The sequence below is a fragment of the Halorhodospira sp. M38 genome (assembly GCF_022227985.1).
In the GTDB taxonomy this organism is placed as follows: Bacteria; Pseudomonadota; Gammaproteobacteria; order Nitrococcales; family Halorhodospiraceae; genus Halorhodospira; species Halorhodospira halophila_A.
Window position 1 is genome coordinate 142,986 of record NZ_JAJNQP010000002.1, and the last position, 25,306, is coordinate 168,291.

Annotated in this window: 24 protein-coding genes and 1 other RNA gene; 12 read left to right on the forward strand and 13 right to left on the reverse strand. The window is 67.9% G+C overall.

The window, feature by feature from the left end; genetic code table 11:
• Position 1: 1 nt before the first annotated feature.
• A complete protein-coding gene (locus LRA98_RS02320) occupies positions 2-976 on the reverse strand; it encodes a dialkylrecorsinol condensing enzyme (RefSeq protein ID WP_238632990.1) in 975 nt (324 codons plus the stop codon).
• Between the two features lie 114 nt (positions 977-1,090).
• Here LRA98_RS02320 and LRA98_RS02325 point away from each other — a divergent pair, with 114 nt between their 5' ends.
• Together LRA98_RS02325 and recN are read left to right on the forward strand one after the other, a co-directional pair.
• Positions 1,091-2,011, forward strand: coding sequence for an NAD(+) kinase (locus tag LRA98_RS02325; protein WP_238632989.1), 921 nt, complete (start codon positions 1,091-1,093; stop codon positions 2,009-2,011).
• A gap of 11 nt (positions 2,012-2,022) precedes the next feature.
• The gene (gene recN / locus LRA98_RS02330; RefSeq protein WP_201170620.1) at positions 2,023-3,693 is read left to right on the forward strand and encodes a DNA repair protein RecN; all 1,671 of its coding nucleotides are present in this window, start codon (positions 2,023-2,025) and stop codon (positions 3,691-3,693) included.
• A 22-nt stretch (positions 3,694-3,715) separates the two neighbouring features.
• Here recN and fur read toward each other — a convergent pair whose 3' ends face one another.
• Positions 3,716-4,144, reverse strand: a complete 429-nt coding sequence (gene fur / locus LRA98_RS02335; protein WP_201242672.1) for a ferric iron uptake transcriptional regulator — start codon at positions 4,142-4,144, stop codon at positions 3,716-3,718.
• Positions 4,145-4,198: 54 nt separating this feature from the next.
• On the opposite strand from fur, the gene LRA98_RS02340 reads away from it, so the two are divergent.
• On the forward strand, positions 4,199-4,534 hold the full coding sequence (locus tag LRA98_RS02340; RefSeq protein ID WP_238632988.1) for an outer membrane protein assembly factor BamE: 336 nt from the start codon (positions 4,199-4,201) through the stop codon (positions 4,532-4,534).
• Between the two features lie 11 nt (positions 4,535-4,545).
• On the opposite strand, the gene LRA98_RS02345 is transcribed toward LRA98_RS02340, so the two are convergent.
• Together LRA98_RS02345 and LRA98_RS02350 are read right to left on the reverse strand one after the other, a co-directional pair.
• A complete protein-coding gene (locus LRA98_RS02345) occupies positions 4,546-4,839 on the reverse strand; it encodes an RnfH family protein (protein ID WP_201170628.1) in 294 nt (97 codons plus the stop codon).
• Positions 4,829-5,275, reverse strand: coding sequence for a type II toxin-antitoxin system RatA family toxin (locus LRA98_RS02350; RefSeq protein ID WP_201170631.1), 447 nt, complete (start codon positions 5,273-5,275; stop codon positions 4,829-4,831). The genes LRA98_RS02345 and LRA98_RS02350 overlap by 11 nt, the downstream gene beginning before the upstream one ends.
• A 123-nt stretch (positions 5,276-5,398) precedes the next feature.
• Between LRA98_RS02350 and smpB the strand changes: the two genes are divergently transcribed.
• Both smpB and ssrA read left to right on the forward strand, forming a co-directional pair.
• Positions 5,399-5,896, forward strand: a complete 498-nt coding sequence (gene smpB / locus LRA98_RS02355; protein WP_201170634.1) for an SsrA-binding protein SmpB — start codon at positions 5,399-5,401, stop codon at positions 5,894-5,896.
• Between the two features lie 95 nt (positions 5,897-5,991).
• Positions 5,992-6,348: a transfer-messenger RNA gene (gene ssrA, locus LRA98_RS02360) on the forward strand.
• A gap of 203 nt (positions 6,349-6,551) precedes the next feature.
• On the opposite strand, the gene LRA98_RS02365 is transcribed toward ssrA, so the two are convergent.
• Entirely contained in the window at positions 6,552-6,872 is a 321-nt protein-coding gene (locus LRA98_RS02365) for a high-potential iron-sulfur protein (RefSeq protein WP_201170666.1), read from the reverse strand.
• Between the two features lie 306 nt (positions 6,873-7,178).
• Here LRA98_RS02365 and LRA98_RS02370 point away from each other — a divergent pair, with 306 nt between their 5' ends.
• A complete protein-coding gene (locus LRA98_RS02370; protein ID WP_238632987.1) occupies positions 7,179-7,526 on the forward strand; it encodes an H-NS histone family protein in 348 nt (115 codons plus the stop codon).
• 117 nt (positions 7,527-7,643) lie between these two features.
• On the forward strand, positions 7,644-9,635 hold the full coding sequence (locus LRA98_RS02375; RefSeq protein ID WP_238632986.1) for a hypothetical protein: 1,992 nt from the start codon (positions 7,644-7,646) through the stop codon (positions 9,633-9,635).
• Between the two features lie 81 nt (positions 9,636-9,716).
• Here the strand turns inward: LRA98_RS02375 and LRA98_RS02380 are convergent, their stop codons facing one another.
• From LRA98_RS02380 to LRA98_RS02405, 6 genes are all read right to left on the reverse strand, one after another.
• Positions 9,717-10,946, reverse strand: coding sequence for an ATP-grasp domain-containing protein (locus LRA98_RS02380; protein ID WP_238632985.1), 1,230 nt, complete (start codon positions 10,944-10,946; stop codon positions 9,717-9,719).
• A 193-nt stretch (positions 10,947-11,139) separates the two neighbouring features.
• Positions 11,140-11,838, reverse strand: coding sequence for a PAS domain S-box protein (locus LRA98_RS02385; protein ID WP_238632984.1), 699 nt, complete (start codon positions 11,836-11,838; stop codon positions 11,140-11,142).
• 127 nt (positions 11,839-11,965) lie between these two features.
• Positions 11,966-13,603, reverse strand: coding sequence for an electron transfer flavoprotein-ubiquinone oxidoreductase (locus LRA98_RS02390; RefSeq protein ID WP_238632983.1), 1,638 nt, complete (start codon positions 13,601-13,603; stop codon positions 11,966-11,968).
• Positions 13,604-13,615: 12 nt separating this feature from the next.
• On the reverse strand, positions 13,616-15,397 hold the full coding sequence (locus tag LRA98_RS02395) for an acyl-CoA dehydrogenase (protein WP_238632982.1): 1,782 nt from the start codon (positions 15,395-15,397) through the stop codon (positions 13,616-13,618).
• Entirely contained in the window at positions 15,394-16,332 is a 939-nt protein-coding gene (locus LRA98_RS02400) for an electron transfer flavoprotein subunit alpha/FixB family protein (protein WP_238632981.1), read from the reverse strand. Before LRA98_RS02400 ends, LRA98_RS02395 begins: the two co-directional genes overlap by 4 nt.
• Before the next feature lies 1 nt (position 16,333).
• Entirely contained in the window at positions 16,334-17,083 is a 750-nt protein-coding gene (locus tag LRA98_RS02405) for an electron transfer flavoprotein subunit beta/FixA family protein (protein WP_238632980.1), read from the reverse strand.
• Between the two features lie 154 nt (positions 17,084-17,237).
• On the opposite strand from LRA98_RS02405, the gene LRA98_RS02410 reads away from it, so the two are divergent.
• Entirely contained in the window at positions 17,238-18,044 is an 807-nt protein-coding gene (locus LRA98_RS02410) for a hypothetical protein (RefSeq protein WP_238632979.1), read from the forward strand.
• Between the two features lie 77 nt (positions 18,045-18,121).
• Complete coding sequence (locus LRA98_RS02415) at positions 18,122-19,423, forward strand: ATP-grasp domain-containing protein (protein ID WP_238632978.1); 1,302 nt, start codon at positions 18,122-18,124, stop codon at positions 19,421-19,423.
• Here the strand turns inward: LRA98_RS02415 and LRA98_RS02420 are convergent.
• On the reverse strand, positions 19,417-19,875 hold the full coding sequence (locus tag LRA98_RS02420) for a GNAT family N-acetyltransferase (RefSeq protein ID WP_238632977.1): 459 nt from the start codon (positions 19,873-19,875) through the stop codon (positions 19,417-19,419). The genes LRA98_RS02415 and LRA98_RS02420 overlap by 7 nt on opposite strands.
• A 36-nt stretch (positions 19,876-19,911) precedes the next feature.
• Between LRA98_RS02420 and LRA98_RS02425 the strand changes: the two genes are divergently transcribed.
• Positions 19,912-21,240 carry a M20 family metallopeptidase gene (locus LRA98_RS02425; RefSeq protein WP_238632976.1) on the forward strand — a complete coding sequence of 443 codons (1,329 nt, stop codon included), beginning with the start codon at positions 19,912-19,914 and terminating at the stop codon, positions 21,238-21,240.
• Between the two features lie 3 nt (positions 21,241-21,243).
• Positions 21,244-23,280, forward strand: a complete 2,037-nt coding sequence (locus tag LRA98_RS02430) for a CocE/NonD family hydrolase (protein ID WP_238632975.1) — start codon at positions 21,244-21,246, stop codon at positions 23,278-23,280.
• On the opposite strand, the gene LRA98_RS02435 is transcribed toward LRA98_RS02430, so the two are convergent.
• Entirely contained in the window at positions 23,277-24,323 is a 1,047-nt protein-coding gene (locus LRA98_RS02435; RefSeq protein WP_238632974.1) for a D-alanine--D-alanine ligase, read from the reverse strand. The two genes, LRA98_RS02430 and LRA98_RS02435, sit on opposite strands and share 4 nt — an antisense overlap.
• 145 nt (positions 24,324-24,468) lie before the next feature.
• On the opposite strand from LRA98_RS02435, the gene LRA98_RS02440 reads away from it, so the two are divergent.
• Complete coding sequence (locus LRA98_RS02440) at positions 24,469-25,293, forward strand: S1C family serine protease (protein WP_238632973.1); 825 nt, start codon at positions 24,469-24,471, stop codon at positions 25,291-25,293.
• Positions 25,294-25,306 lie beyond the last annotated feature (13 nt).

Genomic DNA, 25,306 nt, shown 5'->3' on the forward strand with positions numbered 1-25,306 from the left:
GTCAGACTTCCCCAATCCGCTGCCGCCCGGATCCCGACGGCTGTTCATGATAAGCCCGCAGCGCCTCAAGCCGTGCCCCCATCAAGGGCCGCAAAAGTCGGCGCATAAGAAGGGACAAGGGGACCACAGTCACGATCATCAGAAGCAGGAAGACCAAATACACCATAATAGCCGCGCGCCGACCCCTGGAGCCGCGCGGGCCTGCCCGGCGCAGCAGCCGGCTCCAAATCCGGAAACTGCGATGGCCGATTCGTTCGCTCATCACCAGGCCCTCGTCGACCTCCACGGCAGCGAGTCCATGCAGCACCGCCGCGCGACCATCCAGGCTCTCGTCGAGCAGAGCCTGCCGCAGGGCCCGGCCAAGCCGTGGCGCGCGTTCCCCCACGTCCGACTCGCTCACGCCAGGCGGCGGAAGCCCCAGCCAGGCCTCCTTTCGTCCGGTCAGAAGCCAGCGGGGCGTCGTGATCAACGATGCCAGTGACGACCCCGCATCCGTAAAGGCGGCGTGATCACAGTGCCGCCCTCCCACTTCCCGAACCATGGCCCCCACCGTCTCGTGGGCCGTCATCCACATGTTCCGGCAGGCGGTCACCGTGACCACCGGAGTGTCCTTCAGCACGGAACGGGCCTCGGGGGACTGGAGGAAGGCCGTAACCGGGGGGGCTGGCGCCAGGAACCAGACCGTGTACCCCAGTATCACCAAGTCATAACCCGGCTTCGGAGCCGGGTTCAATGGCTCCAGCTCGGGCGGATCAAGCTGCACCGCTTCCGGGAACTCTTCCAGAAAACGGAAAAACGGCCACGGGAACGGATACGGCTCGCGCGGATTCAGACGGAGCCATTCCACCTCGATCGCGGGATCCGCTTCCAGCGGCTCAACCAGTTTCGCTAATACGCCATCCAGCTGCCCCGTCTGCGAATAGCAAACCACCAGCACCCTGGATTGCGCCGTCTTCATCTGCTCCTTGAGCGTCATGTCTACCCTTTTACCGACCGCGACCAAGGATATCCGCCCCGGTGCAACCAGCCAACCCCTCGACCCGGTACCGCCAATTGGCGCCCCCTGGGCGACGTGATACCGTTCCCGACCATGGACGTACATCCACCACCGCCCTTCCCCACCGTCGGCATCACCGGCAAACCCGGCGATCCGGCCATCACCGGGCTGGTCGAGCGCTTGCTGCCCATGCTGGAAGCGCGCGGCTGTACGGCGTTGCTCGATGAGCAGTCCATGCCGGAGACCGGTGATCACCACCTGCAGCGCGTGCCCCGTGAAGCCCTGCTCGATGCCTGCGATCTGATCATCGCCATCGGGGGCGACGGCACCCTGATCCACATCGCCCGGGCCGTGGCCGGCCGGCGGGATGTCGCCCTGATGGGCATCAACCGCGGCCGGCTGGGGTTCCTGGTCGACATCGCACCCGAGCATCTGGACGAGGTCGCGCAGATCCTGGACGGGCAGCACGTCGTCGACGAGCGGCTGATCCTGCGCGCCGAGATCCGCTCCAACCAGGATGACGCCCTGCTCCGCGAGGACGTGGCCATCAACGAGGTGGTCCTGCACCGCTGGAACACCGCGCGGATGATCGAACTGGTCACGCGGATCGACGGCGAGCCGCTCAGCGATCACCGCTCCGACGGACTGATCATTGCCACACCGACCGGCTCGACGGCCTACGCCATGGCCGGAGGCGGGCCCATCGCCCACCCTAACCTGCACGCCATGGTTCTAGTGCCGGTCTGTCCGCACACGCTGAGTAATCGGCCACTCGTGGTCGATGGCGACAGCCGGATCGAGATCGATGTCCACCCGCGGTTCATCGAGCACGTCCGGGTCAGCTGCGACAGCCAGAGGGACCTGACCCTCCAGGAGGACAGCCGGCTGGTGGTGCGGGCCCACCCGAGTCCGATCCGCCTGGTCCATCCGCCGGGCTACAGCTACTTCAACCTGCTCCGCGCCAAGCTCGGCTGGGGCGGGCCGCTGTGCAACATCGAACCCTTCGGCGCATAGGGAGAAGCGCTGTGCTCAGGGAGATCCACATCCGCGACTTCGCCATCGTCGATCAGCTCGATCTGGAGTTCGGCGCGGGCATGCATGTGCTGACCGGCGAAACCGGTGCCGGCAAGTCCATCCTCCTCGACGCCCTTGGCCTCTGCCTCGGCGACCGCGCCCGGTCCGAGATCATCCGCCCCGGGGCGGAGCGCGCGGAGGTCAGCGCCGTGTTCGACCCGCCCGGCCCCGAGGTGACTCAGTGGCTGGCTGATCGCGAACTCGACGGGGATGACGAGATCATCGTCCGCCGGGTTATCCAGAGCAACGGGCGCTCGCGGGGGTTCGTCAACGGCACGCCGGTGGCCCTGCAGGTGCTCCGCGAACTCGGCGAGCAGCTGGTCGACATCCACGGCCAGCACGCCCACCAATCGCTGCTGCGCCCGGCCATTCAGCGCGAACTCCTCGACGCCTACGCCGAGGCCGGCGAGCTACGTCGTGCGGTCACCGAGCGCTTCCGCGAATTGCGCGAGATCGACCGCGAGCTGGCCGAACTCGAGGACCGGGACCACGACTACGAGGATCGCCTCGCCCTGCTGCGGCATCAGGTCGAAGAGCTTGAAAGCGCAGCCCCCTCCCGGGACGGACTGAACGAGCTGGAGACGGAGCACCAGCGGCTGGCCCACGCCGAATCCCTCATCGCGCTGGCCCAGACCCAGCTCCAGGCCCTGTCGGACGATGACCTCGCCGCTCAGGCGCTCATCGGCCGCGCGGTCCGTGAGCTGGAAGAGCGGCGGGAGATCGACCCCGCCCTGGGCGAGTCAGCCGACCTGCTCCAGAACGCCCTGGCACACCTGGAAGAGGGCTGCCAGACCCTACGCAACTTTGCCGACGGGCTCGAGATCGATCCGCAGCGCCTGGCCGAACTCGACCAGCGCATCAGCGAATTGCGGGATCTCGCCCGCAAGCATCGTGTCGAGGTCGAGCAGTTACCGGAAACCCTCGAGACGCTGCAGGCCCAGCTCGAACGTCTGGAGAACGCCGGGCAGCGCCTGGAGACACTACGTCAGAACCGGGCGGCGGCCGTGGAGCGCTACCAGGACGCCGCCCGGCGGCTGTCCCGGCTGCGCCAGAACGCCGCCGACCAGCTGGCCACCGAGGTCCATCAATTGCTTGGGGAACTGGGCATGGCCGGCGCTGAACTCATCCCGGCGATCGAGTTTGAGGCGGAGGCCACTCCGAGCAGTCACGGCCTCGACCGTATCGAGCTGCTGGTGCGCACGAACGCCGGCCAGTCTGCCGGCCCCCTGGCCAAGGTCGCCTCGGGCGGCGAGCTCTCCCGAATCGGTCTGGCGATCCAAGTAGCCACGGTCGAACGCGCCAGCGGGGTGCCGACGCTGGTGTTCGACGAGGCCGACACCGGCATCGGCGGCGCGGTGGCCGAGGTGGTCGGGCGCCTGCTGCGCACCCTCGGGCAGCGCTACCAGGTCCTGTGCGTGACGCATCTCCCGCAGGTGGCTGCCCAGGGCGGCGCCCACTTTCGTGTCAGCAAGTCCGAGGGCGACGGACGCACACGCACCGAGGTGGATCCCCTCGCGGAGGCCGAGCGAATCGAGGAGATCGCGCGCATGCTCGGAGGACTGGAGATCACCGATCACGAGCGTGCCGCGGCGCAGCGTATGCTGGCCCGCGGCGCTGGCTAAGGGCATGACAGGCGCGGAGGGGTCAACTGCCCTCTTCGCTGGCCCCGGCGCAATCGGCGCAAACGCCGTAGAGTACCAGTGAGTGCCCGGTCATGCGGAAGGCGTGGTCCCGAGCCGTCTCGCGCTGGCGCTGCTCGATGGTGTCGTCCACGAACTCCTCCACGCGACCGCACTCCACGCAGACGATGTGATCGTGATGCGCCGTATCGTTGAGTTCGAAGACGGAATGACTGCCCTGGAAGTTGTGCCGGACCAGAATATCCGCCGTCTCGAACTGGGTCAGGACCCGGTAGACCGTGGCCAGCCCGATGTCCTCCCCAGCATCCAGCAGGGCCCGGTAGACCTCCTCCGCGGAGACGTGGCGCTGCTGACTCTGCTGCAGCACCTCCAGGATCTTCATCCGCGGCAGCGTGACCTTCAGCCCTGCCTTGCGCAAGCCACCAGCGTCCACAGCTTCCCCTCGCCTACTGTTCGTCGATTCGGTCATTAGGCTACCATTTCCTCTATGATGACACCATCCAAATGCAAGTTATTCTTATTATGCGTTCTCGGCGCCTCATTCGCCAGCGGGTGCGGCGGTCAGTTCCCGCTGGCCCAGCCGCTGGAGATCGAGCAGGGGAACCTGCTTGAGGAAGAGGACATCGAGCGGATCGCCGTCGGCATGAGCCGTGCCGAAGTCCGGCAGCGGCTCGGCACGCCGGTGCTCGAGCACGCCTTCGAGGATGATCGCTGGGACTACCTGTACGAGCGCAGCGGCAGCGAGCAGGCGCGCAAGCGGCTGACGCTCCACTTCGACGACGACACCCTCGTCGAGATCGAGGATCACTGGACGTCCCGCTAGCCTGCGTCCATTTAGGAGGCCTTGCGAGCGGCCCGCCGCTTGCGGGCCTCCTTCGGATCGACCTGCAGCGGCCGGTAGACCTCCACCCGGTCACCATCGTGCAGCGGGGTATCGAGGCCGACGATCTGCCCGAACACGCCCACCGACTGCTGCGTCAGGTTGATCTCCGGATGGCGCTCGAGGAGCCCCGAGGCGTTCAGGGCGTCCCCCACCGTACTGCCAGCCGGCAGTTCCAGCCGAAGCACGGTCTGCTGCTCCGGTAGGGCGTAGGCGACCTCGATCTGCAATCCCCCGTCAGAGGACATCGCGCTCTCCGTAGACCTCGCGGGCCCGCCGGGCGAAACTGTCCACCAGCGTATTGGCCACCTGGGTAAAGACCTTGCCGAAGGCGTAGGCCACGATCCGATTGGAGAACTCGAACTCCATGTCCAGGGTCACCTTCGAGGCGCTCTCGCCCAGGTCTCGAAAGCGCCAGTAACCCTCCAGGCGCTGGAACGGTCCCTCCACGAGCCGGATATCGATCATCTTGCCGCGCTGGTGTCGATTCGCGGTCACGAACGACTTCTCCATGCCGCCCTTGGCAAAGGTCATGCGGGCACGGGTGGTGTCCTCGCTGGTCTCGAGGATCTCGCACTCCTTGCACCACGGAATGAACTCCGGGTAGCGGGCGACATCGTTGACCAGGTCGTAGATCTCGATGGCGGTGTAGGGGACCAGCTCACTGCGGCTGATACTCGGCATGGGGCTTCCCGTTCTCCAGCGTTCCGGACCTTGACCGGCCATTGTCACGATCCGCGTCCTCCCCGACAACCACCAACCACCAGGCGGCCGCAGCGCTTTGCGCAGCGGTCCGGCGTCTATACAATGCGCCCCGTGAGCAAGAAAGCCGGAAAAAGCAAAAAGACCGAAGGCAACGTCATCGCCGTCAACCGCAAGGCGGGCTTCGATTTCTTCATCGAGGAGCGCCTTGAGGCCGGGCTGGCGCTGGAGGGCTGGGAGGTCAAATCGCTGCGTGCCAAGCGCGTGAACCTCACCGAAAGCCACGTCCTCGTCCGTCGCGGCGAGGCTTGGCTGATCGGCTGCAACATCACGCCGCTGAGCACTGCCTCCACCCACGTCCGGCCGGATCCGACGCGCACGCGCAAGCTGCTGCTCCACCGTCGCGAGATCAGCCGTCTGATCGGCGCCGTGGACCGCGAAGGCTACACCGTGGTGCCGCTCAAGCTCTACTGGAAGAAGGGGCGCGCCAAGATCGAGATCGGTGTAGCCAAGGGCAAGAAGAAGCAGGACAAGCGGGCGGATAAGAAGGAGCAGGACTGGCAGCGCCAGCGGGAGCGCCTGCTCAAGCACAAGGTCAGCTAGCGCGGGGGCCGGCCCGTCGACCGGTCTCTGCCGGCGCGATAATCGCGCTTGCCGAGGGAACTCCACGAGCCGTACACTGTCTACTCAGTTGCAACGGGGGCGACATGGCTTCGACGCAGGTCGCGAAACCCGAGGTGCATGCCGAGGTGACAGTCAACCTCGTAAAACAGGCTGTACTTAAAGATAGTTGCCAACGACGACAACTACGCCCTGGCGGCGTAACACCCGCCAGCTGCTCCCAGTCGGTGCCTGTGCCGGCTGACGAGCAGTCATAGACGCAGGATAGCGATGCCCGGATAGGTCCGGTCCGGCATCGTGAAACCCAACGGGCTCGCGGTTGAGCCGCCCTGCCGGTCGGGCGTTCAACCGTTAAAAAGAATAGATCGGCTAAGCATGTAGGACCGACGGTGTAGCTCCTGCGGACGCGGGTTCGATTCCCGCCGCCTCCACCAATCTCTAGATTCCCGATACCCCCGCTTCCCTGAATGCCCGCACCGCGGGCATTTTTTATGCCGCAGTTGTCAGCACGCCTCGCCACATCGCCGCCCCCTGCGTATCGCCGCAGGGGCGCCCGGCGCGGCTGCCATACCCTCCCGGGCGGGCGCGTGGCAGCCGCCGGTGGCCGGGCTTACCCCCACGTGACGGCGACCCCGGATCAGGAGGCTGGTGCGTAGACGGAGCACCAGCCTTCCGCCTTGACGAGCACCTCGTCAAAGTCCGGGTGGGTGCACCGCCCCCAACCATCCTCGACGGCCTCGCCCCAGAAGGCGCAGTTCTCGCAAAGCTGCCCTTCCTCGTAGCGCGGATGGCCCGAGGCGTCCGCGGCCTCGTTGACGTAGTCGTGGGCGTGGCCATCCTCGGCCCTCGGTTCCGCTCGGGCGCTGCGCTGATGCAGCAGGGTTGATAGCGGCAGCGCCGCCAGCGCCACGGCACTGCCCTTGAGGAACGTGCGACGACTCTTGTCGATTCCACTCATGCCAGCCACCTCATTATTTTCGGTATGGATCGGCGATTCCACCCTACGCCTCTTAACGGCGCGATCCAACCCGAAACCAACGGGGCAGATGCCAGCGCTTATCCGATTTTGACTCATCGGGTTTACACGGAAAAGGTAGGGATGCCATCCGAAGAAGAGCGACGAATTGATTCCTGAAAAGGATCTGGTATCTTATTTACAGGCTTGAATCGCTCTCAACGAAACGACGCCTCAGGACTCAAGCACCCGGTCAAGGGACGGACCCGAAAAGCCCCCGGGCACTCATTTGTAAGGAGCCGATACCCGATGACCAGCAAACAGCTTGAAGCCATCAACCTGGAGGGGTTCACGGACGAAGAACTCGACACCCTCGAAAAACGCATTGCCAGGGAACGCGAGCAGCGGGATCGCAACCGCGTTGTACAGGCCGAAAAAGAGATCCGCCTGGTAGCGGCGAAATACGGCGTCAAACTCGAAGAGGCGCTCGGCGACATCAATGGGCACTCCACAAAACCTCGCCGCCGTGTCCCTGCCAAATACCGCCACCCGCGGGACCCGGCCAAGACCTGGTCCGGCCGTGGACGCACCCCGCGCTGGATCCAGGAGTGGGAACAGGACGGCGGCAGCCGCGAGGAGCTGCGCATCGCGCACTGATCGCAGGCCAGCCCTAGGCCCGGCCCACGCCTGGCGCGCATGGCCGGGCTAGCCCGAGACCTCACCCCGGGCCAAACGGTGTTGGACAAACCGTGGCGGCCGGTCCACTATTCCCGCATGGATGATACCCCCGACGACACCGGGCAGGCGCTGGAGCGCCTGACTCAACGGGTGGATGACGCCTGCGAGCGCCTGGCCCGGACTGCGAGCTTCGCCAAGTTCACTCACGCTGCGCAGGTTCTCGAGGCGACCCGCCGCCTGCTCGCCCACCCCGACGGCGTCCCGGCGCTCTACCAGCGGATCGGGGCGCTGACCGAGGCCGGCGTATTCGCCGGCAGCGACTGGGAACACCCCGAGCAACTCCAGCCAACCCTGGCCGCCAACACCCTGAAGCTCGCCCGGGACCAGACGCTGATCCTGGAGTGCCTTAGCGAACTGCGCCTGGTGGCCATCGCCGAGGGCACCGCCAGTCATCCAACGCTCGACGCCGACACGGCCCGACGGTTCCTGGCACGGGTCCTGGCGCTGAATCTGCGGCTGATCTTCGGGCCGGTCGGCGAGTCCGAGCGGGTGCATCTGGGCCGCAATCTGCCCATGGTGCAGCGCCACCAGCGCTTCATCGCCGAGCAGGTCGGCTTCGGCGAGGTCATCGAGGAGCTGATCGGCGAGATCTGGCGCATCCTCGCCCAGCGGCCGGTGGTCGTCGGGCACGTCAAGGAGATGATCACCAGCGTGGCGGTGTACCTGGACAGCGATGAACCCGGGGTGCCAGCAGCCCGCGCCCGAGGCGCGGAGCGCCTGATCAGCGCGCTCTACGGGCCGACACGTGGCTGCCAGGAGGACCCGGGTCTGGCCGTCTACCAGGAGCGGCTGGCCAGCATGGACGAGACCTCCCTGCGCAACGAGGCACTCGGCCTGGGGCGCGCCATGCACGACACCGGCCTGGTTTCACCCTACCACCCGGTCTTCCTGCACTTTGCGCTGGAGCAGTCGCCCGAACTCCTCCCCAGCGCGCTGGGCCTGAGCAGCACCGGGATCGATGCGCTCGGATGCTACCCGGAACTGGTGCACACGCTCATCCGCCGTGCCATCTGGTCCGAGACCGCGCAGGCGGTCTACGGCCTGGCGGGCCTGCTCGAGCGCGGCATCCTCTACAGCGGCCCAGTAGCGCCGGCCCTCTGGCGCCAGATCCATCTACCGCTCTGCGCCGCCGCCCGGCAGCGGCTGGTCGATCGCATCCCCGGCGCCTCGGCCGCGCCGGAGGCCTTCCTGCTCGCCGGGGCGATCAGCGTCCTCGGCCAGCCGCGCGGCCTGGGTCAGGGCAACAGCCCCACGTGTCAATCGGCAAGGGCGCTGTCCATGTGGTCGAGCAACGACCCCGACTATCTGCTGCAGATTGTCGCCTGGGCCGCCCGCGACGACGATGTCGTGGCCCACTTCGAGGGCCAGGCCCTCTCCTCCGCGGAGCTGCTCGCCCGCTACCCGGAGGCGCCCCTGGAGGATATCGACCCGGTCTCGGCGGTGGCCGTACCTCACTTGGACGCCATCTACCACGAGATGGGGCGGCGCTGCGCCGGACGCGGCGAGGACCCCCACCGCTGGGTGAACCCCGAATTCCACGGCTGGTGGGTCGGGCGGGGGTTCTCGATCGCCGTCGATGTCGCCACCGGCGCCCTCCCCGATCTGCGCGGCTTCGCAAGCCGTTTCTACGGCTGCTACCACCCCGGCTACAACGGCAACAACCCGGTGATCCACCCCCAGCCCGCCGGGGTGGCGGTCACCGACAGCAGCGGTGCCTTCGTCGGCTGGCACGCCATCACCATCGAGCGCGTCTCCACGGACCCGGACGGCGTGGTCCGCGTCTACTTCTTCAACCCGAACAACGACAGCACCCAGGACTGGGGCAACGGGGTGATGGTCTCCACCGAGGGTAACGGCGAACGCCACGGGGAATCGTCCCTGCCCTTCGAGCAGTTCCTGTCCCGGCTCTACATCTTCCACTACGACCCGCGGGAGGAGGCCCTGGACCCGCCGGTGCCGGAAGCGGAGATCAGCGAGGTCATCGCGCTCGCACGCAACAGCTGGGCCGCCGGGCGAGCGATCCACTGACCCCGGAACCCGGCACCGTCGCCCACGAGCCGCCCGGGGCGCCCCCGCCCGAGCGGCGGGGCGCCCCGGTCCGATGCGATGTCAGACGTAGAAGTCCAGCTCCTCCTGGTGCTTGAGCAGATCCCGGAGCCGGTGGGGATTGTCCCCGAAGAAGTAGACCAACCCCCAGTGAGTCCCGAAGGCGGTGCGCTTGGTGACCACCTCCTGCGGGGGCGGCGTCAGCTCGTGGTACTCGAAGTACTCATGCTGCTCGGTCTCTTCCGGGATCTCCAGGCGGCTGACCACCCGACGGCGCGGATAGACGCCGAAGCAGCCCGCATAGCCCTTGGCATCCACCACCTCGCGGGGGAAGAAGTCGGTGATCTCCTCCTCCGTGGTCTTCGGATCGAAGGCCAGCACCATCCCCTGGTAGGCGTTGAACCCGTAAGCGCGCTCGAGCAGCTCGAAGACCTTGAACCCCGGCGGGCGGTAGGCCACCTCGCCGAAGTACATCGTCCCATCGCTGGTCACGAAGTACTCCGGATGGATAAAGCCGAAGCGGATGTCGAAGGTCTTGATCAGCTTCTCGATCTCGTGGGTGATCAGATCCCGCCAGCTCTCCAGCTCCGGGGTGGCCGGAACAAAGACCGAGTAGCCGAGGGTGACGTACTCGGAGATGTTCAGGAAGCGGATCTTGCCGTCGTGGATCCAGGCCTCGACGGCGAACTCCCAGCCGTCCAGGTGGCTCTCCATGAGCACCGGGAACTCCTCCTCGGGGATCAGGTCGACCTCGTCCGGCGTGCGGATGACGCGGTGCCCGAGGCAACCCGCCTTGTCGAAGGCCTTGAGGTGGATCGGGTCGTTGGGGTCGCCGTCGAGCTTGAGCAAGGTCTGGTTCACGCGCTTGAGGAAGCGGATCACGTCGTCGCGATCGTGGGCCTCCTCGAAGATGCCGACGCGGATCCCGCCGAGCTGAGCACGGCGCTTCATCAGCGCCTTGTCCCGGAACAGCACCGCCTGACCGTGCAGCCGCGGGTCCCCCATGAGCACGGCGTTGATGGCACCGGCCCACTCGACGGTCTCCTCAAACAGCGGGATGGCGACATCCACGCCTTCGTCACGCAGCCGTTCGGCGATCTCGATGGACCGATCATTGAGTCGCTCGAAATCCCAGGCGATGAAGGGGATCCCGTGCTCCCGGGCATACTCCTCGGCCCACTCCGGGGCGACAATGACGTAACGGCGGTCGAACCGGTCGAGGGCATCGATGCAGTTGATGCTCCAGCCCAGAATGGCGACGTAGCCCTTGGTCGGGTCCTTCTCAGTACTCATGCGACGGGATGCTCCGGTTGCGGATCATGGGTCAGCCCGCCTTGCGGAGCGGCCGGCAGACGTCATGCCTTCGTGGGACCGCCCGGGCGAGCTACCCCGCAGTCTATCTGCTCGGACGCGGCCGGAATAGCACCGCCGCGCCGTGCGCAGATGATTTTTGTAGCAATCGAGCAAGCCGGGGCTCGGCGGCCGCTCAGGGCGTCGGCTCGCCCTCCGCATCATCCACCGGCTTGACGCCCAGACGCCCCGCGAGGAGTTGCGGGGACGCCTCGACCAGATCGATCAGGGCCTCGCGATCCTCCTCAGCCTGACGTTGCTCGGTCAAATCGATCAGAGCGAACAGGCCGTGGACGCCACCCCCTTCGGTGCACGCCACCTCCGTGACGCACTCCATACGCACAAGCCGGCGCAGGGGGCACTGATCGCAATGAAGCCCCAGCTCGGTCGCCGCCCGCGCCGCCCCGCCCGCATTCCGGGCCGCTCGACACCGGGCCCACTGCTCGAGCGCCGAAGGGGCCAGAAACTCGGCAAACGCCTGCCCCTCGAGTTCCGGTGCCGAGGTCGCTCCCAGCAGTCCCGCGGCCGGGGGGTTGGCATCACGGATCACTCCGTCCTCATCCAGCAACAGATAAGCCACCGGGGCGTGCTCGAAGAGATCGCGGTAGCCGGCGCGGACCCGCGCCAGTTCGCCGCTGGTGCGGTGGAGCTCCTCGGCCTGGATATCGCGCTCAATCTGCAGCAGCAGCAACTCCTCACGCCACGCCTCCGGGGTGGCCGGCAGCGTCCGATCGATGTCGACTGCTCCGGGGGTGGTCTCCATGCGCTTCCTGGCCCGCTCTCGCAACAGCCGGGCCGCTTCATCCTGGCGCGACGGACTGGGGTCTTTGGTCATGGAGGGCATCCTGAGCGGGAGAGATCAGGCGCCGGCCGGCGCCCGCGGATAACCTCAGCCTCAGGAGTATAGAGGGCCCCGGCGCCATCCACACGGACTGTCGCGCACCCAGGACCCTCGCCCCGTGTCACATCCCCTGGTAGTTCGGTCCGTCCCCGCCCTGCGGGACCACCCAGCGGATGTTCTGGGGCGGGTCCTTGATATCGCACGCCTTGCAGTGCAGGCAGTTGATGGCATCGATACGCAGTCGCGGCTGGCCGGCCGCATCCGTGTCGTAGTCGTAGACGGCCGCCGGACAGTAGCGGACCTCCGGCCCGGCGTAGACCGCCCAGTTGACGCGCAACGCCAGCGCAGGGTCACGCAGCACCAGGTGGCAGGGCTGCCCCTCCTCGTGATGGGTACCGGAGAAGAACACCGAGGCGGTCCGATCGAAGGTCAGCCGCCCGTCGGGCCGGGGATACTCCTTGCGCCTCGACCGCGCGGCGGGCCGCAGGGCCTGGTGATCCGGCTCGTGCCCCAGCGTCCAGGGCGCCCGTCCCCGCAGGAGGTAGGTATCCAGGGCTGAATAAGCCAACCCGGGCAGCAGCCCCCAGCGGAATGCCGGACGGATATTGCGCACGGCGCGGAGCTCGTCGCTCACCCAGCTGTCGCCGACCCGGCGATCGAGATCATCGGCCTGCACCCGATCCGCCTCCAGGGCGGCGCGCACCGCCTCGGCGGCGAGCATGCCAGACTTGATCGCGGTGTGGATGCCCTTGATGCGCGGTACATTGACGAACCCTGCCGCATCACCGGCCAGGACCCCACCGGGGAAGCTCAACCGCGGCAGACTCTGCCAGCCGCCCTCCGGTAACACCCGTGCCCCGTAACCGATGCGCCGACCGCCTTCGAGCAGCGGCCGGATCGACGGGTGAGTCTTGAAGCGCTGGAACTCCCCGAAGGGCGACAGATAAGGGTTCTCGAAGTCCAACCCCACCACCAGCCCGATCGCCACACGCCGATCGTCCAGGTGGTAGAGAAAACTGCCGCCGTAAGTGAACTGATCCAGGGGCCAGCCGATGGTGTGCGCGACCCGCCCCGGTACATGCCGCTCGGGGCTAACTTCCCAGATCTCTTTGAAACCGAGGCCGTAGGTCTGCGGCTGCGCATCCCGGCGCAAGTCGAAACGCCCGATCACCTGCTGGGTCAGTGACCCGTGCCCTCCCTCGGCAAACACCGTCTGCCGCGCGCGCACCTCCACGCCCGGCTCAAAACCCGGGCCCGGCGTACCGTCCGGCTGGCGCCCCATATCCGGGGTGGCCACGCCGCAGACCGCACCTTGCGCGTCGTAGAGCACCTCGGCGGCCGGAAACCCGGGGTAGATCTCCACCCCGGCCGCTTCGGCCTGGTCCGCCAGCCATTGCCCGAGCTCACCGAGGCTGCCGACGTAGCTCCCGCGGTTGTCCATCTGCGGTGGCGTGGGCAGTCTCAGCGCGTACCGTGGTGTCAGGCAGTGGAAGGTGTCCTCAGCGGCGCGCAGGCGCAGCGGCGCGCCGCGCTCCGCCCAGTCGGGCAGCAGCTCATCCAGGCCGCGCGGATCGATGGCGGCACCGGATAGGAGGTGCGCGCCAACCGCAGACCCCTTCTCCAGAACGCAGACCGAAGGCGCCGGGCCGTTACCGGTACCGCGGGCCAGCTCCAGGGCCGCCGCCAACCCGGCCGGACCGGCGCCCACGACAACAACATCGTAGGCCAGCGTCTCGCGCTCGAGTTCCTCCTGCTCCAAGCCGCTTCCTCCTCACCAGTCGCCGTCGCCGATCGCCTCGAGCTCGTCGCTGCCACCCCGAATCGCCGGGGTGTAGCCGTGGAGCCGTGGCAGGATGTGACGCATATAGAAACGCGCGGTATGCACCTTGCCGGTATAGAAGCCGGTGTCACCGCTTCCCTCCCGGATACGGGCCTGCGCAACCACGGCCGCCCGCGCCATCAGCCAGCCGCCCAGCACCAGACCGGCCTGCATCAGGTAGGGGGTGGCCGCAGTCAGGGGCACCAACGGATCGTCTTGTCCGTCCCGCAGCAACCGCGCCGTGCTCTCGCGTAGCGTGGCCAGCGCATCGTCCAGCGGGCCGGCCAAGGCCTCGAGTTCGGCCTCACGGCGCAGCGCCTCGACGATCTCATCCGCCTCGCGGAGCAACGACTCCAGGGTCTCGCCGCCGTCCTTGAGCACTTTGCGCAGGGTGAAATCCTGGGCCTGGATCCCATTGGTGCCCTCGTAGATCGCCGCCACCCGCACGTCCCGGAGCAACTGCGGGGCCTCGACCTCCTCCACATAGCCCATGCCACCGTGGACCTGGATGCCCAGAGAGGTGATCTCCACGGCTTGCTCGCTGGCCACGGCCTTGACCAAAGGAGTGAACAGATCCACCCGGCGCTGAGCGCTCTGACGGCTCGTTTCGTCCGCCCCGTGACCGGCGACATCCATCTCCGCCGCGGTCAGCAGGGCCAACGCACGCATGGCCTCGGTCTGCGCCCGCATGGCCATGAGGCTGCGGCGCACATCCGGGTGGTGAAGGATGGGCACCGACGCCTTGCCCCCGGGCCGGCGCCCCTGGATCCGCTCCCGGGCAAACGCCAGCGCCTGCTGGTAGGCGCGCTCCGAGACCCCGACGCTCTGCACCCCGACCTTGTGGCGGGCCTCATTCATCATCGTAAACATGTGGTTGAGGCCGCGACACGGCTCGCCGACTAGGTAGCCGACGGCCCCCTCGCCGTCCCCGTAGCTGATGGTGCAGGTCGGCGAGCCGTGGATGCCGAGCTTGTGCTCCAGCGCCGTGCAGTGCACATCGTTGCGCGCCCCGAGCGAGCCGTCGGCCTCCACCCGGTACTTGGGCACCAGGAACAGCGAGATCCCCCGATGGCCCTCGGGCGCGTCCGGCGTACGGGCCAGCACCAGGTGGATGATGTTCTCGGCGGCTTCGTGCTCCCCCCAGGTGATGTAGATCTTTTGACCGTAGAGGCGGTAGGCCTCCCCGTCCGGCACGGCACGGCACTGGACCTGCCCCAGGTCGGACCCGGCCCGGGGCTCGCTGAGATCCATGGTGCCGCTCCACTCACCACTGACCAGCTTGTCGAGGTAAAGCCCGCGCAGGGTCTCGTCGCCATGGCGGTGGAGCAACTCGGTCGCCCCCGCCGAGAGCATGGGCGCCAGGGCCAAGGCCATGTTGGCGCCATGCCACATCTCCTGGGTCGCCGTGGCCACCAGCTCCGGCAGCCCCTGACCCCCGTGGTCCGGATGAGCGTTGATACCGTTCCAGCCGCCCTCAACGAAGGCCTGGTAGGCCTCGGTGAAGCCCTCGGGCAGCTGCACGCTCCCCCCATCCATCCGGCACCCCTGACGGTCGCCGACACGGTTCAGCGGGGCCCACACCTCGCTGGCCAGCCGATCGGCCTCCTCGAGGACCGCCTCGAGCAGATCCGGGGTCACCTCCTCCAGATCCTCCAGGCCGGACAGGCGCTCCAGGCCGATCAGTTCCTCGATGACAAAGCGCAGATCGCGCGTCGGTGCACGGTAGATGCTCATGACTGCTCCAGCGCCTCGCGCAGCGCGGGTAACGCTTCCCGCAGATCGGCGACCAGCCCGTAGTCGGCCACCTCGAAGATGGGGGCCTCCGGGTCGTGATTGATCGCCACGATCACACCGCTATCCTTCATCCCGGAGACGTGGTAGATCGCCCCGGAGATCCCAGCGGCGATGTACAGCTGCGGCGCCACCACCTTGGCGGTCAACCCGACCTGCGCCTCATTGGGCAGCAGGCCGGCCTCCACAGCCCCCCGTGAGGCCCCGATGGCGGCACCGAGCTGATCGGCCAGTGCCTCCAGCGCCTCGATGCCGATATCGGCCACGCCACGGCCGCCGGCCACCACCACGCGAGCGGAGGTTAGCTCGGGACGGTCCGAGGCCGAGCCGTGTTCCTCGAGCAGGCGCGTCGGTCCTGGCTCCGTTGGCGCTTCGAGACGCTCTACGGCCGGCGGATCACCGGCCTCCGACCGATCGAACCGGGTGGCCCGCACCGTGAGCACACGGACCGGCTCCCGGCAGCGCATCCGCGCCAGCACACTGCCCCCGTGGATCGGCCGGACGAATGTCTCGGCGTCCTCGATAGCGACGACGTCCGAAAGCATCTGCACATCCAGCGCCGCCGCCACACGGGGCAACAGGTCCCGGGACTGGGTACTGGTGGCCGCCACCAGCGCCTGGTAGCCCTCGTCACGCACCAGGTTCGCGAGCTGCCCCGAAACCGGCTCGGCGAGCTGATCGGCACAGGCCGCCCCGAGGCACAGCCAGACCCGGCCGACCCCCTGGATAGCCAGCGAGTCGGCGACCCCGGCCGCATCCTCGCCGCCGGTCACCACCACATCCACCGGCGCCCCCAGGTTGGCAGCGGCAGTGATCGCCCGCCGTGTCGCCTCGGTGACACCGGCACCGTCGTGCTCCGCAAAGACCAGCACACCCATCTCAGATCACCTGTGCGTCGTTCTTGAGGCGGTCGACCAGCTCGGCCACACTCGCCACGCGCTCACCCGCTGCCCGCGGCGGCGGCTCCTCGACCCCGAGCAACTCCAAGCGCGAGGCCCCGTCCACTCCCAGGTCGTCGAGCGATATCCGGTCAATCGGCTTCTTCTTGGCCTTCATGATGTTCGGCAGCTTGATGTAGCGCGGCTGATTGAGATCCAGCTCGGTGGTCACCACCGCCGGCAGCCGCACCGCGACGGTGCGCCGCCCGCCGTCGACTTCGCGGGTCACCTGCAACTCCTCACCCTCGGGGTGGATGGCGCAAGCGAAGGTGGCCTGCCCCCAGCCCAGGTGCTGCGCCAGCATCTGCCCCACCTGGTTGCTGTCGTCGTCGATGGCCTGCTTGCCCATGAGCACCAGATCGGGCTGCTCACGCTCGACCAGCCCCGCCAGCGCCCGGCTGACCGCCAGGGGCTCCAAGGGGTTGTCGCTCTCCACCCGCAGCGCGCGGTCGGCGCCGAAGGCCAGGGCAGTGCGCAACACCTCCTCGCTGCCCGCATCCCCCAGCGTGACCGCCAGCACCTCGCTGGCCGCACCCGCTTCCCGGAACCGGACCGCCTGCTCGACCGCCGTCTCGTCGAACGGATTCATAGCCATCTTGGCGTTGGCCGTGTCCACGCCGGAGCCGTCTGGGCGCACACGCACCCGGACGGTGGAATCGATCACCCGCTTGGCTGTGACCAGGATCTTCATGCCTACCCCTCTATTGGCGTCGCGCGCACCCGCGCGCCGCGGTGCAACATCCCGACTGACTGTGCGCACTCCTGATCCCGGCGTCAACTCGCACCCTCATCCCCACCCTCCACCTGCCGACAACAGGGACAGGCAAACCGACACGACGCAGCCCATGCTTGCTATCAAGCCCGCCCGGTTACCTCACCGCCTCGGTGTTACAGCCGCCGTACTGGTCGGCTTCGGCTCCACCATCGCCGCCGCCGGTGAACTGCCCGAGAGCGGGAGCGCGCGCTACTGGATCCAGGACGGTGGGCAGTGGCGCGGCTACGAAACCCTGACCTGGGACTTCGAAGCGGACGACACCTTCCGCCTGGAGCGCATCCGCGAACACCGCCAGCACCCGGCCCAGGCCGACCACCCGGGGGATCGGCGCATCCGCCGCACCCGGGAGATCAGCGAGGGCACCCTCGAGGGCGATGTCGCCCGCCCAGAGACCTACGAGGTCCGCACCGCGACCGTCTTCCAGACCGACGAGGCGTATGACCCCGAGACCGCCTTCGAGGACGCGGAGGAGGAGGTCACCCTGGCGGCGCGCTTCACCGATGACGAGGCCGCTGTCGAGGCGGGCGAGATCGCCGTGCCCCCGGATGCACTCGACCCGCTGACCCACCGCTGGCAGGTCATGGAAGAGGCCCTGGAGGGGACGCGCCATACGCAGATCAGCCACCAGGTGGTCGATGAGCAGGGTGAGGTGGAAGAGGTCGTTTTCCGGGTGGAGGGCCGGCAGACCGTGCGCGCACACCCGGGCACCTTTCGCACGGTGCGTCTCACCCGCCAGCAGCCGGGCCAGCAACGGGCGGTGCGCTGGTACATGGCGGAGGGCTGGGCCGGCCTGCCCGTGCGTACCGTCGATCGCCGCAGCGAACGCCACGCCCAGCGCACCCGGCTCGAGCGCATCGAGGCCACCGGCGACGGCTGAGCACTGCAACTCCGTCCACCTGGACTACGCTCCCTCGTAGGCAACCGTGCAGTAGGGCGCGCCCGTTCGAGGGAACCATGGACGATCGCAAGCAGATCTTCGTCATCGGGTTGGGCTACTTTCACCTCCAACAGCTCAAGACCGTACGCGACAGCGACCAGTACGCCTTTCACCCGCTGATCGACTACGACACCATCATCCTCCCCGAGCGCTACGACATCCCGGCCATCCTCGACGAGGCCCGCCAGACCCTGGCGCAGGCCCCGCGGGTGGATGCGATCATCGGCCACTGGGACTTCCCGACCACCTCGCTGCTCCCCGTGCTGCGCCGCGAGTACGGACTACCCACCCCGTCCCTGGAGAGCATCCTGCTCTGCGAGAACAAGTACTGGAATCGGCTGGCCTGCGAGGCAGCCGTCCCGGAGTGCACGCCGGCGTTTCAGGGCATCGACCCGTATGCCGAGGACCCCTTGGCCACCCTCAAACTGCCCTACCCGTTCTGGCTCAAGCCGGCCGTGGCCTTCTCGTCGATGCTCGGCTTCCGTGTCGAGGATGACGACCAGTTCCGCGCAGCCATCGACGCGATCGCCCGGGGGATCCCGGTCTTCTCTGAGCCGTTCCGGGCCTTCACCGAGCGCGTTGATCACCCGGAGCGTCTGCCGGGCACCGGGAGTGGAGCCACAGCCCTGGCCGAGGGGATCATCCAGGGCCGGCTCTGCACCCTGGAGGGGTACGTCTTCAACGGCGAGGTGGTGACCTACGCCATCCTCGACTCCCTGCGCGGCTCGAACCAGGTCAGCTTCATCAGCTACCAGTACCCCTCCAGCCTCCCCGTCCCCGTCCAAGAGCGCATGAAGGGATACGCCCGGCGGCTGCTCGAACACATCGGACTCGACCAAACGCCCTTCAACATGGAGTTCTTCTGGGACGAAGACGTGGACAAGATCTGGCTGCTCGAGGTCAATCCACGGATCTCCAAGTCCCACTGTCCGATCTTCGAGATCGCCACCGGCACCTCCCACCATGAGGTGGCTATCGACATCAGCCTGGGCCGACGCCCGCGATTCCCGCGGCCGGAGGGTCGCTTCCCGATGGCGGCCAAGTTCATGCCGCGGGTCTACGGGGACGCCCGCGTGCTGCGGGTGCCCGATGCCGAGCAGATCCGCGCCCTGCAACGCACCCACCCGGAGTTGTCCATCCACATCCAGGTCGCCGAGGGGACGCAGCTCTCCGAGCTGCGCGGGCAGGACAGCTACAGCTACGAGATCGCCGAGCTGTTCATCGGCGGCGAGGACGAACAGCACCTCCACGACAAGTTCCGGTCCATCATGGAGCAGCTCGATTTTCGCTTCTCGGAGCCTTTAGAAACCAACTACTGACGGGCCGCCGGGCGCTCCAGGATCAGGATGCGCGAGCCGGGAGCCGGCACGGCCTGCGGGTCATCGACGAACCCCAGGTCGCGGTACAGGCGCAGCGCCCGGCGATTGCTGCGCAGCACACTGAGCCACAGGCGCTGCGCCCCCAGCTCGGCGAAGACGTGCGTAATCAAGGCCCGCACCGCCCGGCGGCCGTAACCGCGGCCCTTACCAGCAATGGCAATCCGGCGCAGCATCACTACGCCGTCGGGGTGATCCACGTCTTGCAGGATGGCATACCCAACCGCCCGCCGCGGCCGCCCGGCCTCCAGGATCCAGTGCGCGCAGCCCGGGGCGTGGATGCAGGCCTGGTGCTCGGCCACGGTCCACTGCTCGACGAATGCGGCGTTCTCCGTGGCGCCCTCCACGGTGCGCACGAAAGCAAGATCGTCGGGTAAGGTCGGTCTCAGGTGCATATACTCCATGGTAGCCCCCGAAACCGCGGAGCACGCATGGTCCGCCGTACCGCCTACCTCGACGAAGCGCGCATCCACGAGCGACTGGTCTCCCTGATCCGCATCCCCTCGATCACTGGCGAGGAGGATGGGGCGGTCGCTCGCATCGCCAACTGGCTGCAACAGTACGACGCTGAGATCGACTACTGGAACGATGGCATCGCCTCACTGCAGCGCGACCCCCGCTACCCCGGCCACGAGGTCGAGCGGGCCTGGGCGCCGGTGGTGGTAGGCGTGGTCCGGGGCGATCAGCCCGGTCCCAGCGTGCTGCTCACCGGGCATGTGGATGTGGTACCGCCAGGCGACTACGGCCTTTGGCAGGACGAGCCCTTCTCCGGGGTCACCCGGGGCGACCGGGTCTTCGGCTGCGGCGCGTCGGATATGAAAGCCGGCCTCGTGGCCGCACTGGCCGCCTTCGAGGCCTTCGCCGAAGGGGGGCGCAACTTCCCGGGGCGGGTGATCTTCGCCGCGGTCCCGGCTGAAGAGGACAGCGGGCTCGGCACGCTGGCGGCCATCCGCGGCAATTGGCGCGCCGATGCCTGCATCATCCCCGAACCGACGGTGCAGCACGGCATCCCGGAGTTGGTCATCGCCCACGCCGGGGCCATGTCCCTGCGCATCCGCGTACCCGGCAAATCGGCCCACGCCAGCAAACGCCTGCAAGGCGAGAGCGCCCTGGATCACTTCATCACCCTGTACCAGGCCATGCGGGCCGACGAGCAGGCCCTGAACGCCGCCGAGCAGCACCCGCTGATGACCGTCCACCCGCTGCCCTACGCCACCAGTGTCGGGGTCATCCGCGGCGGGCTGTGGTCGTCCTCGGTGATGGACTCGCTGGAGGCCCAGGTCCGCGTCGGGGTCCCCCTGGGCATGACCATCGACGAGGCCGAGGCCCGGTTTCGCCACGCCATCGCCGAGGCGATCCACGACGACCCCTGGCTATCCCGCAACCCGCCGGAGATTCGGCGTCTGGCCTCGGGGTTCGGCTCGGCCGAGACCGACGCCGACCACCCGCTGGTACGCACCCTGGCCGAGTGCGCCGGCGACGAGTTCCGCCAGGAGCCGCGGATCAGTGCCGCCCCCTACGGCTGCGACATGTCCGGCTGGGTTCGCCTGGCCGGGGTGCCGACCGTCATCTACGGCCCCGGGGACATCGACCAGGCCCACGCACCCAATGAATCCGTCTCCCTCGAGACCACCTGCCGGGTGGCGCGAACCCTGGTGCGCACCACCGAACGGTTGCTTGAGGCAGGCCTGGATGGCCTGCGTCCGGCAGCGGGGCGGATGGAACCGGCTTTCGCCGGGCACAACCGGGGCCACGACTGAACCATGCGCATCGTCGAGGCGTTCCCGCAGAACATCCGAGTCATCGAGAACCTTTGGATCCCGATGCGCGACGGGGTCCGCCTGGCGGCGCGGGTGTGGTTGCCCGAGGACGCGGAGCGCTCCCCGGTCCCCGCGGTGCTCGAGTACATGCCCTACCGCAAGCGCGACTTCACCCGTCTGCGCGACGAGCCGCTGCACCACTACTTCGCCGGCCACGGCTACGCCTCCATCCGGTTGGATCTGCGCGGGACCGGTGATTCCGAGGGGGTGCTGCTCGACGAGTACCTGGAGCAGGAACAGGACGATGCGGTGGACGCCATCGCCTGGATCCGAGAACAGCCATGGTGCGATGGCAGCATCGGCATGATGGGCCTCTCCTGGGGGGGGTTCAACGCCCTGCAGGTCGCCGCCCGGCGCCCACCCGGCCTGCGCGCGATCCTCACCATGTGCTCCACCGACGACCGCTACGCCGATGACGCGCACTACAAGGGCGGCTGCCTGCTTAACGAGAACCTGACCTGGGGCTCGAGTTTCTTCAGCTTGGCGGCCTGGCCGCCGGACCCGGCCATCGCCGGCGCCGACTGGCGCGAACAGTGGCAGCAGCGACTCGACAGCCTGCGCCTGTTCCCGGCGGTCTGGCTCCAGCACCCCCATCGCGACGACTACTGGCGCCACGGCTCGGTCTGCGAGGACTACGCTGCCATCGAATGCGCCGTCTACGCGGTGGGCGGCTGGTCGGATGGCTATGTCAACGCCATCCCTCGGCTGATGGCCGGCCTGAGCGCACCGCGCAAAGGGTTGATCGGCCCCTGGCCCCACGCTTTCCCCCATGCCGCGGTGCCCGGGCCACGGATCGGCATGTTCCAGGAGGCCGTGCGCTGGTGGGATCACTGGCTCAAGGGCATCGAGACGGGGATCATGGACGAGCCCATGCTCCGGGTCTGGCTGGAGGAGTGGGTGCCGCCCTCGCCCTACCTGGAGTACCGGCCGGGACGCTGGGTGGCCGAGACCGAATGGCCCTCGCCGCGCATCCAGGCCCACCGGTGGCACCTGAACGTCGGCGCTCTGGGTGAGACGCCGGACGATCCCGAGGACGCGGTGCGCGTGCGCTCGCCGCAGACCACCGGGCTCAAGGGCGGCGAGTTCTACGGCTACGGGGCCGAGGGCGAGGGCCCTCTGGATCAACGCGAGGATGACGGCAAGTCCCTGGTCTTCGACTCGGACCCGCTCCCCCGGCGGCTGGAGATCCTTGGTGCGCCCCGGGTAGACCTGGTCTTGTCCGTGGACCGCCCGGTGGCGATGGCGGTGATTCGGCTCAATGACGTCGCCCCGGACGGCACCTCATCCCGAGTAAGCTACGGGGCGCTGAACCTCTGCCATCGCGACGGCCACGAGCAGCCGCGACCGCTCGAGCCCGGCGAGCGATACCGGGTGCGGATCACCCTGAACGACATCGCCTACGCCTTCCCGGCCGGCCACACCCTGCGGCTCAGCATCTCCACCACCTACTGGCCCTTGATCTGGCCGTCGCCCGAGCCCGTGGCCCTGACGGTCCATACCGGGGCCAGCACCCTCGAGCTCCCGGAACGCCCGCCCAGCGCCCTGGATCGATCCCTGGCCCCCTTCGCACCGCCTGAGCGCGGCCCCGGCGCCGAACCCACGGCACTCGAGTGGGTCGATCCGCACCGCACGGTAGCGCACGATCTGACCACCAACGAGACGATCTACAGCACCTTCGGCGACGCCGCCGATCTGGAGGGTGCTGCCCTGGCGCGGCTCGAGGAGATCGATCTCACCGTCGGCCACACCATCCGGCGCACCTTCCGCATCAACGAGACCGATCCCCTGTCGGCCCAGGCCCTGATCGACCTCGATGCCCGCCTACACCGCGAGGAATGGGACGTGCGGGTGACCTGCCAGACCCGCATGAATGCTACCGCCGAACACTTCCGGGTCAGCGCCGAGCTAGAGGTCTTCGAGAACGGGGCACGCATCTTCCACCGCGACTACGACGAGTGGATCCCGCGCCAGCTGCTCTAGACCGGGCTACCAAGCGGCCGCCCCCCGGAGGCGTAGCGCTCCACAGCGGCCTGGACGATCTGCCCGAGGAGTTCGGCGTAGGTGAAGCCGGCATATCCGGCCATCATCGCCAGTTTCCCCTCCGGCCCCCAGGCGGGGTGGTTGTTGAAATCGAGTAGCCGCGGCATGCCCTGGGCATCCTCACGGAAATCCACCCGCGCATAGTCCCGCGCCCCCAGCCGCGCGAACAGCTGCCGCGCGGCCTGCTCGAGCCCGACCCGTTTCGCCTCGTCGAGTTGCGCCGGGGCAAAGCGCAGCGACCGGTAGTAGGCGGATTCGGGGTCGGTCTTGGAGCCGTAGGAGAGGATCGGCGGCAGTTCCGGGGGCAGCGCCGAATAGTCGACGACCAGCGGCGGCAGGACCGACAGCCCGGTGGCCGGGTTGCCGACCAGCCCTACCGTGTACTCCGCCCCGGGGAGGAACTCCTGGGCCAGCGCCCAGACCACCCCAGATCCAGCCAGACGACCCAGATAGGCCCGCGCCTGACGGGCGTCCCGCACCACGCAATCGGGCTCCATGCCGATGCTGCCGCAGCTGTCGTTCGGCTTGATCAGCACCGGGTAGCGCTGCGGCACCACCGGGCACGGGTCGCGCAGATCGATGAGCCACTCCTCGGGCACAGCCACCCCCAGTCCGGCGGCTAGGGCGCGCACCGCCCCCTTGTCCCGCCCCAGCCCCATGGCCGTAGCCGTGGTCCCGGTGTAGGGGATGGCGAGCATCTCCAGCAGTGCCGGGATGCTGGCCTCGAGTTCCAGGCGGTTGCGGTAACCGTTGTCGCAGAAGTTCACCGCCAGTTCCGGCGTATGATCACGCAGATCATCGATCAGCCGCTCGTGGTCATCGAAAACGCGCAGGCTCACTCCGGGCAGGGCCGCCAGCACTCGCTTGGCCTCCTCCGCCGCCGCCAGCTCCTCGGGGCCGATCCGTCCGTAGGGGCCGTAGGCGTAGGGCAGACGCGGGTCCCCGAAGAGGAGGCCGAGACGCAGTCCAGTCAGTTTGTTCACGGCGGGCGACCTCAACGATGGAGTTGGGGAACAGAGCGGGAACTACTTCAAGATAGCAGGCCTCCTGGCGCCGGCGGCGCATCAGGCAACTACGCTTAGTGAAGCTGCGCTGGGTCGGTCGCGCGGAGTCATCGAGGGACACGCCATGAACATCAATAAAGGCTTCTCCGCTGCCCGGCGCTGGGCGCGCAGCACGGTCTGGGCAGCGGTATTCCTGCTGACTGCAACGCTGTTCGCCACACCGGGCCAGACGGCGCAACTGGCCGATACCATCGAGCAGCTCACACCCTCCGTGGTCGGCGTGGGTACTTATCAGCCCTCACGAGCGCCGCGAGTGGATTTCCGCGGCACCGGTTTCATCCTCGAGGACGGCCGCGCCGTGCTCACCAACCGGCATGTGCTCCCCAGTGAGCTTGACCGCGAGCGCCGCGAACGGCTAATCGTCCTCGCGGGTGAGCCGGGGGCCCCGAGCATGCGCGAGGCGGAAGTGGTGGCCGAGAGCCCCCAGCACGACTTGGCCGTGCTGCGCATCAGTGGTACCCCCCTGCCGGCTTTGACCTTGGCGTCCGATTCGGGACAACTTCGTATCGGCGACCCGGTCGCCTATACCGGATTTCCGATCGGCATGATCCTCGGATTCTACCCAGCCACCCACACAGGTATTGTCTCTGCGAGGACGCCGCTGGCACTTCCGGTGCGCCACGGCGGCGAGCTCTCGCCGGAGCAGATCACCCGCCTCCGCCAGGCAACGGCGCCACTGGCGTTTCAGATCGACGGCACCGCCTACCCGGGCAACAGCGGCAGCCCGGTTTACGATCCGGCCACCGGAGAGGTGTATGCCGTCATCAACCGGGTCTTCGCCCAAGAGGGACGCGAGGCCGCCATGCGCCAGCCGAGCGGGATCAGTTATGCGATACCGCTTGATCTCGCAGCGCCTTTGCTGCAGGAATACCGCAACCGTTATCGTTGAAAAGAACACCCAC